General features: G+C 73.1%; 12 protein-coding genes. 7 read left to right on the top strand and 5 right to left on the bottom strand.

Annotation, left to right across the window (positions count from 1 at the left end; genetic code table 11):
• The first annotated feature begins 72 nt into the window (after positions 1-72).
• Both AB0F11_RS03020 and AB0F11_RS03025 read left to right on the top strand, forming a co-directional pair.
• Complete coding sequence (locus AB0F11_RS03020) at positions 73-741, top strand: ABC transporter ATP-binding protein (protein WP_362167792.1); 669 nt, start codon at positions 73-75, stop codon at positions 739-741.
• Entirely contained in the window at positions 738-2,000 is a 1,263-nt protein-coding gene (locus AB0F11_RS03025; protein ID WP_362167633.1) for an ABC transporter permease, read from the top strand. The genes AB0F11_RS03020 and AB0F11_RS03025 overlap by 4 nt, the downstream gene beginning before the upstream one ends.
• Before the next feature lie 13 nt (positions 2,001-2,013).
• On the opposite strand, the gene AB0F11_RS03030 is transcribed toward AB0F11_RS03025, so the two are convergent.
• Positions 2,014-2,808: an MBL fold metallo-hydrolase gene (locus tag AB0F11_RS03030; RefSeq protein ID WP_362167636.1), complete on the bottom strand. Its 795-nt coding sequence runs from the start codon at positions 2,806-2,808 to the stop codon at positions 2,014-2,016.
• A 79-nt stretch (positions 2,809-2,887) separates the two neighbouring features.
• Here AB0F11_RS03030 and AB0F11_RS03035 point away from each other — a divergent pair, with 79 nt between their 5' ends.
• Positions 2,888-3,493, top strand: a complete 606-nt coding sequence (locus AB0F11_RS03035) for a TetR/AcrR family transcriptional regulator (protein ID WP_362167638.1) — start codon at positions 2,888-2,890, stop codon at positions 3,491-3,493.
• A gap of 106 nt (positions 3,494-3,599) precedes the next feature.
• Here AB0F11_RS03035 and AB0F11_RS03040 read toward each other — a convergent pair whose 3' ends face one another.
• The 3 genes from AB0F11_RS03040 to AB0F11_RS03050 all read right to left on the bottom strand — a co-directional run bounded on the left by AB0F11_RS03040 (position 3,600) and on the right by AB0F11_RS03050 (position 5,929).
• Positions 3,600-4,598 (bottom strand): pirin family protein, encoded by a 999-nt coding sequence (locus AB0F11_RS03040; RefSeq protein WP_362167641.1) that lies wholly within the window; start codon positions 4,596-4,598, stop codon positions 3,600-3,602.
• Positions 4,599-4,714: 116 nt separating this feature from the next.
• Entirely contained in the window at positions 4,715-4,864 is a 150-nt protein-coding gene (locus tag AB0F11_RS03045; RefSeq protein ID WP_362167643.1) for a hypothetical protein, read from the bottom strand.
• A 606-nt stretch (positions 4,865-5,470) separates the two neighbouring features.
• Entirely contained in the window at positions 5,471-5,929 is a 459-nt protein-coding gene (locus AB0F11_RS03050) for an SseB family protein (RefSeq protein ID WP_362167645.1), read from the bottom strand.
• A gap of 184 nt (positions 5,930-6,113) precedes the next feature.
• On the opposite strand from AB0F11_RS03050, the gene AB0F11_RS03055 reads away from it, so the two are divergent.
• The 4 genes from AB0F11_RS03055 to AB0F11_RS03070 all read left to right on the top strand — a co-directional run bounded on the left by AB0F11_RS03055 (position 6,114) and on the right by AB0F11_RS03070 (position 11,786).
• On the top strand, positions 6,114-7,940 hold the full coding sequence (locus tag AB0F11_RS03055) for an acyl-CoA dehydrogenase (RefSeq protein ID WP_362167795.1): 1,827 nt from the start codon (positions 6,114-6,116) through the stop codon (positions 7,938-7,940).
• 178 nt (positions 7,941-8,118) lie between these two features.
• Complete coding sequence (locus tag AB0F11_RS03060; RefSeq protein ID WP_362167647.1) at positions 8,119-8,865, top strand: hypothetical protein; 747 nt, start codon at positions 8,119-8,121, stop codon at positions 8,863-8,865.
• 102 nt (positions 8,866-8,967) lie between these two features.
• On the top strand, positions 8,968-10,260 hold the full coding sequence (locus tag AB0F11_RS03065; protein ID WP_362167649.1) for a M18 family aminopeptidase: 1,293 nt from the start codon (positions 8,968-8,970) through the stop codon (positions 10,258-10,260).
• A gap of 131 nt (positions 10,261-10,391) precedes the next feature.
• Entirely contained in the window at positions 10,392-11,786 is a 1,395-nt protein-coding gene (locus AB0F11_RS03070) for a hypothetical protein (protein ID WP_362167652.1), read from the top strand.
• A 61-nt stretch (positions 11,787-11,847) separates the two neighbouring features.
• Here the strand turns inward: AB0F11_RS03070 and AB0F11_RS03075 are convergent, their stop codons facing one another.
• A complete protein-coding gene (locus AB0F11_RS03075) occupies positions 11,848-13,689 on the bottom strand; it encodes an NHL domain-containing thioredoxin family protein (RefSeq protein ID WP_362167654.1) in 1,842 nt (613 codons plus the stop codon).
• Positions 13,690-13,711: the final 22 nt, after the last annotated feature.

The following is a 13,711-nucleotide window of genomic DNA, read 5'->3' on the forward strand; positions in this document are numbered from 1 at the left end:
GGAGCCGCGAGCGGAGGAGCCGCCCGCGAGGAAGCCGCGAGCGGGGCAGCCGCGAGCGGAGGCGCCCCGGTCGTGCGCTTCGAGGGCGTCGGCCTGACCTACCCCGGCCCGCCGCCGGTGCAGGCGCTGCGGCCGTGCGGGCTGACCGTGGAGCGCGGGGAGTACGTGACCGTCGTCGGGCCCTCCGGCTCGGGGAAGTCGACCTTCCTGAACGTGGCCGGGCTCATCGACGCCCCGACCACCGGCCGGTACCTGCTCGACGGGATCGACACCGGCGCCCTGCGCGACCGCGACCGGACCGCGCTGCGCGGGCAGCGCATCGGGTTCGTCTTCCAGTCCTTCCACCTGCTGCCGCACCGCAGCGCCCTGGAGAACGTCCTGCTCGCCATGGTCTACAACGGCATCCCGCGCGCGCAGCGCGCCGCCCGGGCCCGTACGGCACTGGAGCGGGTCGGCCTCGGCCACCGCAGCGGCCACCTGCCGACCCGGATGTCCGGCGGCGAGCGCCAGCGGGTGGCCATCGCCCGCGCCCTGGTCTCCGAGCCCTCGCTGCTGTTGTGCGACGAGCCCACCGGCAACCTGGACACGGCGACGGCCGGGGCGGTCCTGGCCCTGCTGGACGAACTGCACGCCGACGGGCTGACGCTGCTGGTCATCACGCACGACCCGCACGTGGCCGCCCGCGGCCGGCGCACGGTGTCCATCCGCGACGGCGTGCTGAGCGAGGTGGTCCCGGCATGAGGCGCGGCAACGGCGGCGACCGGGCTGCCCGCAACGGGATCACCCCGTCCCGGCTGTCGCTGCGCGACCTGCTGTCGGAGGCGCTCGCCGGGATGCTCCAGCGGCCGGCCCGCTCGGCGCTCACCGGGCTCGGCACCGTCCTCGGGGTCGGCACCTTCGTGGCGATCCTGGGGCTGACCGCCACCGCCTCCTCGCAGATCGACAGCCGCTTCAACGCGCTGACGGCCACCGAGGTCGGCGTCCAGGACACGGCGGGCGGGAGCGACCCCCAACTGGCCCGGCAGGTGCCGAACGCCTTCCCGCGCGATGCCGACGCCCGGGCGGGCGCCCTCAACGGGGTGCGCGCGGCCGGTGTGTTCTGGCCGGTGCCGCTCGGCGACACGACCGTACGCTCTGCCCCGGTCGCAGGGGCGGCCGGCGAGCGGATCCCGGTGGTCGCCGCCTCGCCGGGCCTGCTGCGCGCGGCCGGGCTCGCCCTGGGATCGGGGCGGGCGTACGACGGCTTCCACGACGGGCGCGCCGAGCAGGTCGCGGTGATCGGCGCGGCGACGGCGGCCCGGCTCGGCATCACCACGCTGGAGAGCCGGCCCGCGGTGTTCATCGGCGACCACCCCTTCACCGTGATCGGCATCGCGGCGGGCGCCGAGCGCAGGCCGGACCTGCTGCTGTCGGTGATCGTGCCGCGGGGCACCGCGGAGAAGCTGTGGGGCCCGCCGGACAACGCCCAGCGGGCCCGGATGCTGGTGGTGACCCGGCTGGGGGCGGCCCGGCAGGTCGCCGCCGAGCTGCCCCTCGCGCTGCGCCCGGACCACCCCGACTGGCTGACCCCGGCCCCGCCGCCGGATCCGCGGACCCTGCGCGCCGGGGTGACCTCGGACCTCGACCAGCTGTTCCTGCTGCTGGCCGCGATCTGCCTGGTCATCGGGGCGGTGGGGATCGCGAACACCACGCTGGTGGCGGTGCTGGAGCGGACCGGCGAGATCGGGCTGCGCCGGGCGCTCGGGTCGCGCGGGCGGCACATCACCGCCCAGTTCCTGGCGGAGTCGGCCGCGCAGGGGGCGGTGGGCGGCCTGGTCGGCACCACCCTGGGCACGCTGACCGTGGTCGGGGTGTCCGCGCTGCGGGACTGGACCCCGGTGATGTCGCCGCTGACGGTCGCCGTGGCGCCGCTGATCGGCCTGGTCACCGGGATCCTGGCGGGCCTGTACCCGGCCTGGCGGGCCTCGCGCACCCAGCCCGCCGAGGCCCTGCGCCGCTAGTGCTGTGGCCGGCTCAGAGGTCCAGGTCCTCGCCCAGGGCGGGGGTGAGGACGGTGTACGGCTCGTCGGCGGCCGCGTCGAGGAAGCGGGCCAGTTCGTCGGGCTCGGTGGCGTAGAACCCGTCGAGGTGGAAGCCGTCGTAGTGGATCGGTATCGCGGTCCTCGCCCCGAGCAGGCGCGCTGCCACGGCCGCCTGCCGGGCGTCGAGGGCGGCGGGGAAGGGGCTGGGCGGCTGGCAGTGCGGGAAGCAGACCGTCGGGCCGTTGATGGGTGTGAGCACCGCGTCGAAGGGGCCGTGGCGGTGGGCGGCGCGCCACCAGTAGCCGTGGAACATGCTGTCGCCCAGGTGGATCACCCGTTTGCCGTCGGCTTCGACCGCCCAGGAGACCTGGGGGTCGCCGAGGGTGTCGACGGCGGGGACGGCGGCGATGGTGAACGGGCCGATCCGGGTGGTCTCCCACAGCCCCATGGGCCGCCGGGGCAGGCCGTGGGCGGTGAGTTCGGCCTCCGCCTTGAGGGTCCACAGGTTCTCGTGGTCGTCGCCGCCGAAGGACTCGGGGTGCAGGACCGGGCCGCCCGGGCGCAGCGCCCGGGCCAGGGCGCCGGCGTCGGTGTGGTCGCGGTGGAGGTGGGTGCACAGTCCGGCGAGTACGTGGCCCTGTGCGCGCGGCGGCGTGACGGCGGGCAGCGGCGCGGAGAGCGCGGTTCCCTCCAGGACCCCTTCGGGCCGGCCGAGCAGGTCGATGACCAGGCTCTCCCCTTGGGATTCGAGTTCCACTCCGGCCCATCCCAGCCAGCGGATCCGCATGCGGTTGTCCTTTCCGTGGACGACTTGGCGTACGATCGTTCGCCAAAATAGCAGACGAGCGTTCGCTAAGATGAGAGCCATGAGGAAGTCAGCCGAAGAGGCGCAGCGCACCCGCGACCGCATCGTCGGCGCCGCGGTGACCCAGGCGTCCGGCCAGGGACTGGCCGGCTTGACCATCGGCTCGCTGGCCGAGGCGCTCGACATGAGCAAGGCGGGGGTGGTCGGCCCCTTCGGCTCCCGGGCCGCACTGCAACTGGCCGCCCTCACCCGGGCGGTGGACATGTTCACGCAGGCCGTGGCGGTCCCGGCCCGCGCCGCCGGTCCGGGCCTGCCGCGCCTGACCGCGGTGATCGACGCATGGTGCGGCTACCTGGCCGACAGCCCGTTCCCCAACGGCTGCTTCGTGACGGCCGTCTCCTGCGAACTGGACGGACAGCCGGGCGAGCTGCGCGACCACGTCCGCGAGGCGGTGGCCCGCTGGCGGCGCTTCCTGCGCGAGGAGGTCACGGCCGCCCAGGCCGCCGGGGACCTGGCCCCGGAGCTCGACGCCGACGACCTCGTGTCCACCCTGGCGGGCATCGCCATGGCCGCCAACCAGGAGATCCAGCTCCTCGGCGACGACGCGGCGGCCTCCCGCGCACGGCGCCTGATGCGCGCCGCCCTGGACCCGGCACCCCGCCGATAACGGCGAAGGCACGTCCCCGGCGGCGAGCGCAGAGCTCGCACCGGGAACGTGCCTCTTTCCTCGTGGTGGGTCCTCGCGGTGGCGGGAGGGCGATCCGGCCTTCCGGTCAGTCCTCCTCCACCGGGCCGGTGCCGCGGTGGCCCAGGCCCGTGCGGGCGGTCGTGGGGATGATCCCCAGGCGGCCCGCCTGGAAGTCGTCGAACGCTTGCTGCAGCTCCTGGCGGCTGTTCATGACGAACGGCCCGTAGTGCGCCATCGGCTCCCGGATCGGGCGCCCGCCGAGGAGGACGACCTCCAGGTCCGGGGTGTGGGAGTCCTGGGAGGCGTCGGCCCGCAGCGTGATCGAGCCGCCGTCGCCGAAGACCGCGGTCTGGCCGGTGTGGACGGGACGCCGCTCGGTGCCCACGCTGCCGCGGCCCGCCAGCACGTACGCGAGGGCGTTGAAGTCCTCGCGCCACGGCAGGGTGAGCTGCGCGCCCGGGGTGAGGGTCGCGTGGATCATCGTGATCGGGGTGTGGGTGATGCCGGGGCCGGCGTGGCCGTCGAGCTCACCCGCGATCACCCGGAGCAGGGCGCCGCCGTCCGGGGTGGTCAGCAGCTTGACGTTGCCGCCGCCGATGTCCTGGTAGCGCGGGGGCATCATCTTGTCGGAGGCCGGGAGGTTCACCCACAGCTGGAGGCCGTGGAAGAGCCCGCCGGACACGACGAGGGACTCCGGCGGGGCCTCGATGTGCAGCAGGCCCGAGCCGGCGGTCATCCACTGGGTGTCGCCGCCGTTGATGACACCGCCGCCGCCGTTGCTGTCCTGGTGGACGAAGGTTCCGTCGATCAGGTACGTGACGGTCTCGAAGCCGCGGTGGGGGTGCCAAGGGGTGCCCTTGGGCTCGCCCGGCGCGTACTCCACCTCGCCCATCTGGTCCATCATGATGAACGGGTCGAGGTACTGGTAGTTGATCCCGGCGAACGCACGGCGCACCGGGAATCCCTCGCCCTCGAAGCCGCCCGGGGCGGTGGCGACGGCCAGCACCTTGCGGGCGGCGGTCTCCGGGGTCGGCTCCGCGACGCGGGGGAGCGTCAGCGGGTTCTCCACAGTCACTGCAGGCATGTCGGGACCTCCTTCTGCCTCGAGTTTAGTTGAAACTCGAACTTCCTGCCACCCGTGCAGAACGGCGGGGGCCCCGGAGGAATTCCCCGGGGTCCCCCATGGGTCCGGAGCTGCCGTTACGGCGTGAGCACGAAGGAGTTGTACGGTCCGAGATCGGCCTCGGTGGCGGCGCCGGCCGACAGGAGCCAGTCGCACCGGTCGCCGTTGCTGCCCTTGCACAGCCAGAGCTTCCAGCCGTCGGTCTGGTTGTTGAAGACGGTGTGCACGCGTCTGGGAAGGCAGGGGGGCAGACCCCCCGTGGTGCGCCCCCTGCGGGGTCGATGGTGCGGGTGGGTGCGTGGGGGGCGCGATGCTTTCGGGCACGGCCGAAAGGTGGGGGCCGGCGCCGCCGCCGTTCCGTCCCGGCGGAAGGTCTGGCCCGGCGGGGCGGGGCCGCCGCCGTTCGGGCGCGGCAAAAGGTCGGGCCCGGCGGGGCGGGGCCGCTGCGCGGAGCTGCTCCCCCCCCCGCCCCTTCCCGAAACCGGGGCCTGCGGCCCCGGCCCCCGCCGGGCGCCCGGGCTCCGCCCGGCACCCCGTTCCGGGCGCTCCGCGCCCGGTGCGCTCAAACGCCGCGCGGGCTGGATTTGCCCGGCCTGCATGGGGTGCGCTCAAACGCCCGCGCGGCCGGATTTGCCCAGCCTGCATGGGGTGCGCTCAAGCGCCGCGCGGGCTGGGTTTGCCGGTTCGCGCGGCATTCGAAGTGGGGGTCCGGCCGATCCAGCCCCGCCGGCGATTGAGGCGCGGGTCTGGGGCGGAGCCCCAGAAGGCCGCCGGCACCGCCCGCGCCCGGGACGGGGGTCCGGCCAGTCCGGCCCCGCCGTCGGGCCTACCGACTAGCCGTACATGCGGCGCATCGCGAAGTCGACCATCTGCTCGACCGCCTTCGCGTCGAAGACCATCCGGTGGTCGCCCTCCATGTCGAGGACGAAGCCGTACCCGGTCGGCAGCAGGTCGATCACCTCGGCGCCGGTGATCACGAAGTACTTGGACTCCTTGCCGGCGTACCGGCGGAGCTCCTTGAGGGTGCTGAACATGGGGATGACCGGCTGCTGCGTGTTGTGCAGCGCCAGGAAGCCCGGGGTGTCGCCGCGCGGGCAGTAGACCTTCGAGGTGGCGAAGATCTGCTGGAAGTCCTCGGCGGACAGCGACCCGGTCGTGAAGGCCCGCACGGCGTCGGCGAGCGACGGCGGCGAGGGCTCGGGGTACAGCGGCTGTTCGCCGTACCCGCCGGCCGTCTGCTGCGGGGCGGCGTACTGCTGCCCTGCGCTCACGTTCTGGTCGTAGCCGTACATGGACCGAAGCCTACCGATCGCCCCGCGCCCCGTGGACACGCATTCCCGCCAGGCTTCCCCCGCTTGACGCTGGTCACAGTGATCGGGCAAGGGTTGCGTCTTATTACCGACGGGTAGCATCATGACGTTACCGATTGGTATGTACGAGGAACCCGTCTTCCCGAGCCTTAACGGAGCCGTCGCCATGGGGCACTACAAGTCGAATCTCCGCGACATCGAGTTCAACCTCTTCGAGGTGCTCGGCCGCGACAAGCTGTACGGCACCGGCCCGTTCGGCGAGATGGACACCGAGACCGCCAAGAGCATCCTGTCCGAGATCGCCCGTCTCGCCGAGAACGAGCTGGCCGAGTCCTTCGCGGACGCCGACCGCAACCCGCCGGTCTTCGACCCGGCCACCAACACGGCCCCGGTCCCGGCCTCCTTCAAGAAGAGCTACAACGCCTTCATGGAGTCGGAGTACTGGCGCCTCGGCCTGCCCGAGGAGATCGGCGGCACCACCTCGCCCCGCTCCCTGATCTGGGCCTACGCGGAGCTGCTGCTCGGCTCGAACCCGGCCGTCTGGATGTACTCCTCCGGCCCGGCCTTCGCCGGCGTCCTGTACGAGGAGGGCAACGAGGCGCAGAAGCGCATCGCCCAGATCGCCGTCGAGAAGCGCTGGGGCTCCACCATGGTCCTCACCGAGCCGGACGCGGGCTCGGACGTCGGCGCCGGCCGCACCAAGGCCGTCGAGCAGGCGGACGGCTCGTGGCACATCGAGGGCGTCAAGCGCTTCATCACGTCCGGTGAGCACGACATGGAGGAGAACATCCTCCACTACGTCCTCGCCCGCCCCGAGGGCCACGGCCCGGGCACCAAGGGCCTGTCGCTCTTCCTCGTCCCGAAGTTCCACTTCGACTGGGAGACCGGCGAGCTGGGCGAGCGCAACGGCGTCTACGCCACCAACGTCGAGCACAAGATGGGCCTGAAGGCCTCCAACACGTGCGAGATGACCTTCGGCGACCAGCACCCCGCCAAGGGCTGGCTGATCGGCGACAAGCACGACGGCATCCGCCAGATGTTCATGATCATCGAGTTCGCCCGCATGATGGTCGGCACGAAGGCGATCTCCACCCTCTCCACGGGCTACCTCAACGCCCTGGAGTACGCCAAGGAGCGCGTGCAGGGCACCGACCTGGCCAACTTCATGGACAAGACCGCGCCCAAGGTCACCATCACGCACCACCCGGACGTCCGCCGCTCGCTGATGACGCAGAAGGCGTACGCCGAGGGCATGCGCTCCCTCGTCCTCTACACGGCCTCCGTGCAGGACGAGATCGCGGTCAAGGAGGCGGCCGGCGAGGACGCCAAGGCCCTGCACGGCCTGAACGACCTGCTGCTCCCGATCGTCAAGGGCTACGGCTCCGAGAAGGGCTACGAGCAGCTCGCCCAGTCGCTCCAGACCTTCGGCGGCTCCGGCTTCCTGCAGGAGTACCCGATCGAGCAGTACATCCGCGACGCGAAGATCGACACCCTGTACGAGGGCACCACCGCGATCCAGGGCCAGGACTTCTTCTTCCGGAAGATCGTCCGCGACCAGGGCGCCTCCCTGAACCTCCTCTCCGAGGAGATCAAGAAGTTCCTGGCCGGCGCCGAGGGCGGCGAGGAGCTGGCCGGCGCCCGCGACGCGCTCGCCAAGGCCGCGGTGGACCTCGAGGGCATCGTCGGCCAGATGATCGTCGACCTCACCGCCACCGGCGAGGACGTCAAGAACATCTACAAGGTCGGCCAGAACACCACCCGCCTGCTGATGGCCTCCGGTGACGTCGTCGTCGGCTACCTGCTGCTCAAGGGCGCGGCCGTGGCCGCCGAGAAGCTGCCCACCGCCTCCGGCAAGGACGTCCCCTTCTACCAGGGCAAGATCGCGGCCGCGAAGTTCTTCGCGTCGCAGATGCTCCCGGGCGTCTCGGTCGCGCGCCAGCTCGCCGAGGGCGTCGACAACTCCCTGATGGAGCTCGACGAGGCCGTCTTCTAAGGCGCACGCTGCACCACCACCACGTACACGGGTACGACGGCGGCCGGATCCTCCGCTCGGGGATCCGGCCGCCGGTGTACGCGGCCGCGGCCTCGGCCACTGTCGGCGGTCCTGCGCGTGCACCCCGCTGACCTCGCGATTTCCCTCCTTGTCAGTCGTTCATGGGACGCTCGTAGGCATGAGTCCACAGGAGCAGCACGGCAACGGCAGGGGGTACTCCGTCCCGACGGGGCGGCCATACGCCCTCAAGGAGCTGCAGGCTGCCCTGGGCAGCCTCGGCGACCACCTGCGCGAGCTGTACGAGGGCGCCCACCCCGCGGAGTACGAGGCCGTGGCCGACGCCCTCTACACCGCGTTCCAGACCGCGGCCGGGCTGGCCCCCGCCAAGAGCTACACGGGCTGCCCCGAGCACCCCAACGGCGCCCTCGACCCCGAGGCGCCCGACGGCTGGGGCCGCTGCCTGATCTGCAACGACCGCCGCCGTCTCGGGCTGCGCGACCGGGGCCGGCGCGGGCTGCCCGCGGCCGCCGCCCCGCCGGCCGGGGAGCAGCGCCGGCTGGGGTATCCGGTGCCCGACCCGCCGTACACCCTCCAGGCGCTGCGGAAGCACCTGCAGGACGTGGAGGAGCGCCGCTTCCACCTGGGCTTCTCCTCCCCCGCGGACGACTTCGTACGGATCGCGGACGATCTGCACAAGGCGTTCATCGTGGCCCGCGAGCTGTCCCGTCCGCGGAACGCGACCGGCTGCTCGGAGCACCCCGGCGCCCCCGTCGATCCGGACGCGCCACCCGGTGAGGCCTGTATCTTCTGCGCCGGACGCAAGAGACGCGCGCAGCGCTCCGCGAGCGTCCCGGAGATGCTCCCGCGCATCCGCCGGGGCGAGCGCAGACAGCTGCAGCGCCGATTCGAGCGGCCGCCGGGCTGAGAAGCCGCCGGACCTGTGGACCACACAGCCCGCCGGACCGGCGTTTCGGCCATCCGCCGCAGTCCGGCCAAGGCGAACACGACCGTCGTTAAGGTGAACCACATGAGCTCTCCAGCCCGCTTCGACCGCGGCCACACCGACGATCTGATGACCTTTTTGACGGCCAGTCCGTCGCCGTACCACGCCGTGGCCAATGCGGCCGAGCGGCTGGAGAAGGCAGGGTTCAGGCAGGTGTCGGAAACGGACGCCTGGGACGCGGGCAGCGGGGGCCGGTACGTGCTCCGCGGCGGCGCGCTGATCGCGTGGTTCGTCCCGGAGGGCGCCGCCGCGCACACGCCCTTCCGGATCATCGGCGCGCACACCGACTCGCCCAACCTGCGGGTCAAGCCGCTGCCCGACACCGGGGCGGCCGGCTGGCGGCAGATCGCCGTCGAGATCTACGGCGGCACCCTGCTCAACACCTGGCTGGACCGCGACCTGGGCCTGGCCGGGCGGCTGACGCTGCGCGACGGCAGCGAGCGGCTGGTCAACGTGGACCGCGCCCTGATGCGCGTGCCGCAGCTGGCCGTCCACCTGGACCGGTCGGTCAACAGCGACGGCCTCAAGCTCGACAAGCAGCGCCACATGCAGCCGATCTGGGGCCTGGGCGAGGTGCAGGAGGGCGACCTCATCGCCTTCCTGGAGGAGGAAGAGGAGCTGCCTCAGGGCTCGGTGGCCGGCTGGGACCTGATGGTCCACTCGATCGAGCCGTCCGCGTACCTCGGCCGCGACCGCGAGCTCGTCGCCGGCCCGCGCATGGACAACCTGATCTCGGTGCACTCGGGCGTCGCCGCCCTGGCCGCCGTCTCGGCCTCCGAGCGGCTCGACCACATCCCGGTGCTGGCCGCCTTCGACCACGAGGAGAACGGCTCCCAGTCCGACACCGGGGCGGACGGCCCGCTGCTGGGGAACGTGCTGGAACGTTCCATCTTCGCGCGCGGCGGCTCGTACGAGGACCGCGCCCGGGCCTTCGCGGGCAGCATCTGCCTGTCCTCCGACACCGGCCACGCCGTGCACCCCAACTACGCGGAGCGGCACGACCCCTCGCACCACCCGCGGGCCAACGGCGGCCCCATCCTGAAGGTCAACGTCAACCAGCGGTACGCGACCGACGGCAGCGGCCGCGCGGTCTTCGCGGCGGCCTGCGAGCGGGCCGGGGTGCCGTGGCAGACCTTCGTCTCGAACAACTCGATGCCCTGCGGCACGACGATCGGCCCGATCACCGCCGCGCGGCACGGCATCCAGACCGTGGACATCGGCGTCGCGATCCTGTCCATGCACAGCGCGCGCGAGCTGTGCGGCGCGGAGGACCCGTACCACCTCGCGAACGCACTGCTCGCCTTCCTGGAGGGCTGAGGCGGGTATCGGCCGGGCGGGGGATCTCCGCCCGGCCCGCGGTGTGATGAAACGATGGTGACACCGCGTCATGTTGTTCTGGACTCTCCCGTCACGTGCCCGGCTGCCCGCCGGCCGAGAAGGAGAGTCCCGTGCTCCGTACCCCCGCCCCGGCCCTCGCCCTCGCCCTCGCCCTGCTCGCAGCGGCCCCCGCCCCGGCCCTGGCCTCGCCCCCGCCGCTCCCGGTGCCCTCGTCGGACTCGGCGCCGCCCGCGTCACCGACACCTCCCGAGGCCCCGACGCCCCTGCCGGCCCCGGTGTCCCCGGCGGCCCCCGTGTCCCCGGCGGCCCCGGTCTCCCCGCCGCCCTCGTCGGACCTGACGGACGCGGACTGGCTCCGGCTCTCGAACCCGCGCATCGCCGCGCACTCCGACTACGACAAGGGCGAGACCCCCGAGAACATCGCGTTGGAGCCCGACGGCTCCGCCGACCTGACCCTCGCCCTCGCCCACAAGGTCGTCCGGGTCGACAAGGACGGCACCACCCGCGACATCGCGACCCTCCCCGACGTGGCCGACGCCCACACGCCCGCCGGAGGGGCGATCGCCACCGGGATCGTGCGCACCCACGACGGCACCCTCTACGTCAACTACGTCACCGGCACGGAGGAGAACGGCGTCTACCGGATCGCGGCGGACGGCACGGTCTCCAAGTTCGCCGACCTGCCGCCGGACGCCTTCGCCAACGGTCTCGCGCACGACCGGCGCCTCGGCTTCCTCTACGCGGCCGACTCCGCCCTCGGCACGGTCTGGCGCATCTCCCTGAAGGACCGCACGGTGATCCCGTGGACCACCGGCCCCGAGCTCCAGCCGACCTCCTTCGCCGGCGCCAACGGCATCAAGCTGCGCCGCAACGCCGTGTGGGTCACCAACACCGACGCCGGCACGTTGCTGCGCATTCCGATCCAGGACGACGGGACGCCCGGGGCGATCGAGACCCGGGCATCGGGGCTGGCCGGGATCGACGACTTCACCTTCGCCGAGCACGACGAGACGGTGCTCGCCGCTCTGCACGCGCCGAACGAGGTGGTGCTCGTACGGCCCGACGGCACCCACACCACCGTGCTGACGGCGAAGGACGGCCTGTCCGGCCCGACGTCGGTGGCGATCCGCGGCCAGAAGGCGTACGTGCCCTCCGCGTCCTTCGTGGCGGAGGTGAAGGACCCCAACCTGCTGGTCGCCGACATCGACAAGGGCGCGGGAGCGTCCGTGAAGCCCGAGAAGGCGGACAAGCCGGCCGAGCCGGGACAGCCCGGGCTGCAGGCCGAGCCCCGACAGCCCGAACAGCAGGCCGAGCCCGGACAGCCCGGACAGCCCGAGCAGCCGGCCGAGCCCGGACAGCAGGCCGAGCCCGGACAGCCCGAGCAGCCGGCCGAGCCCGGACAGCAGGCCGAGCCCGGACAGCCCGGGCAGCCCGAGCAGCAGGCCGAGCCCGGCCGGCACGAGGACGCCAAGGGAGAGGAAGTCCGCGAGGCCCTCGGCGGCTGACCCACAGGGGACCGACCCGGCGCCGGCGGCATCGCACCCGGCGCCTGGTCGCCCGGCCCCCTCAGGCGTCGAGACCGGCGAGGACGAGCGGGAGCCGCTCCGCGCCGCCCGGGACGACCGTCACCGGCACGCCCCAGTCCTGCTGGTGCACGTGGCAGGCCGGGTACTCGTTCGCCGGGTCGTCGTCGCAGGACGCCGCCATGGCCGAGACGTGCAGGACGCCCTCGGTGACCTCCGGGTTCAGGGCCAGCTCGCGGAACAGGTCCGTGCCGGTCCCTTCCCCCGCCACCAGCAGCTCCGGCGGGGTCGACGAGACCAGCAGCCTCGTGGACGGCCCGTACCGGGTGTCGAGCTTCTGCCCACTCGGCGCCTGGAAGACCACGTCGAGCCGGATCGTGCCCGGGGCCACCTCGGTCGCGGCGCGCTGCGTGCGGTGGGCGACGGCGTCGACCCGTACGGCCTCCTCCGGCAGCCGCAGCCGGGTCAGCCGGTGCCGGGCGGACTCCACGACCACGATGTCCTCGCCGGCCAGCACCGCGTCGCTGGGCTCGCGCAGGTCGGTGGCCAGCGTGGTGACCTGGCCGGCCGCCGGATCGTAGCGGCGCAGGGCGTGGTTGTACGTGTCGCACACCGCGACCGAGCCGTCGGGCAGGGCGGTCACCCCGAGCGGGTGCTGGAGCAGGGCCTGGGCGGCGTCCCCGTCCCGGTGCCCGAAGTCGAACAGGCCGGTCCCGACGGCGGTCCGCAGCGCATACCCGCCGCCGTCCCCGTCGGGCTCGACGTAGCGCAGGGCGCTGTTCTCGGAGTCGGCGATCCACAGCCGGTCGCCGGCGGCGGCGAGGCCGGACGGCTGCGCGAGCCAGGCCTCCAGGGCGGGACCGTCGTGGAGGCCCTCGCTGGTGGTGCCGGCGCTGACCTCCACCGTCCCGGTCTCCGGGTCCCAGGTCCACAGCTGGTGCACGCCGGCCATGGCGATCCACACCCTGCCCTGCCACCAGGCCACGTCCCACGGCGAGGACAGGTCCACCTCAAGGGCCGGCCCGGACGTCGGCGACCCCTGCCACCACTGCCGGCCGGTCCCGGCGACGGTCTCGACGCCGCCGGTGGCGGGGTCGAACACCCGCAGCGCGTGGTTGACGGTGTCGGCGACGACGACCCGCCCGTCGGGCAGCAGCGCCAGCCCCTGCGGCTCGCTGAAGGCGTCCGGACCGAAGCCGCGCTCCCCGCTGCCGATGCGGCGTACGACGGTCTCGCCGTCGGCGGCGAGCTCCACGAGCTGGTGCCGGGTCGAGTCGGAGACCAGCAGGTTCCCGGACGGCAGGACGAGGGCCTTCCCGGGGAACCGCAGGTCGGTGGCGACCGGCTCGGGCGCCACGTACGGGCCGTCTCCGCGCCGCAGGGTGCCCTTGGCCTCGTGCTCGGCCTCCAGCTCCTCCACCAGGCGCTCGATGGCGTGGGCATGCCCCTCGCCGGCGTGCTGGGCGACGATGTACCCCTCGGGGTCGATCACGACGAGCGTGGGCCAGGCCCGTACGGCGTACTGCTTCCAGGTGGCCAGCTCGGGGTCGTCCAGCACCGGGTGGTGCACCTCGTACCGCTCGACGGCGTCGACGACGGCCGCGTGCTCGGCCTCGTGCACGAACTTCGGCGAGTGCACGCCGATGATCACCACGGTGTCGCGGTGCTTCTCCTCCAGCTCCCGCAGCTCGTCGAGGACGTGCAGGCAGTTGATGCAGCAGAAGGTCCAGAAGTCCAGGATCACAATGCGCCCTCGCAGCTCGGCGAGGGACAGCTCCTTGCCTCCGGTGTTCAGCCAGCCGCCCTTGCCGATCAGCTCGGGGGCACGGAGACGGGCACGGCGGGGCGCGGGCGCGGGGGTGGGCGCCGGGGCAGCATCGTTCATGTTTCAAGCTTGCCATCCGAGT

Source organism: Streptomyces sp. NPDC032472 (assembly GCF_040636955.1).
Taxonomy (GTDB): Bacteria; Actinomycetota; Actinomycetes; order Streptomycetales; family Streptomycetaceae; genus Streptomyces.

Bases quoted from the DNA above. Each gene is read 5' to 3' on its own strand.
- AB0F11_RS03050 (WP_362167645.1), bottom strand. From the start codon at position 5,929: ATGTACGGCTACGACCAGAACGTGAGCGCAGGGCAGCAGTACGCCGCC.
- AB0F11_RS03035 (WP_362167638.1), top strand. From the start codon at position 2,888: ATGAGGAAGTCAGCCGAAGAGGCGCAGCGCACCCGCGACCGCATCGTC.
- AB0F11_RS03075 (WP_362167654.1), bottom strand. From the start codon at position 13,689: ATGAACGATGCTGCCCCGGCGCCCACCCCCGCGCCCGCGCCCCGCCGT.
- AB0F11_RS03060 (WP_362167647.1), top strand. From the start codon at position 8,119: ATGAGTCCACAGGAGCAGCACGGCAACGGCAGGGGGTACTCCGTCCCG.
- AB0F11_RS03025 (WP_362167633.1), top strand. From the start codon at position 738: ATGAGGCGCGGCAACGGCGGCGACCGGGCTGCCCGCAACGGGATCACC.
- AB0F11_RS03030 (WP_362167636.1), bottom strand. From the start codon at position 2,808: ATGCGGATCCGCTGGCTGGGATGGGCCGGAGTGGAACTCGAATCCCAA.
- AB0F11_RS03065 (WP_362167649.1), top strand. From the start codon at position 8,968: ATGAGCTCTCCAGCCCGCTTCGACCGCGGCCACACCGACGATCTGATG.
- AB0F11_RS03055 (WP_362167795.1), top strand. From the start codon at position 6,114: ATGGGGCACTACAAGTCGAATCTCCGCGACATCGAGTTCAACCTCTTC.
- AB0F11_RS03040 (WP_362167641.1), bottom strand. From the start codon at position 4,598: ATGCCTGCAGTGACTGTGGAGAACCCGCTGACGCTCCCCCGCGTCGCG.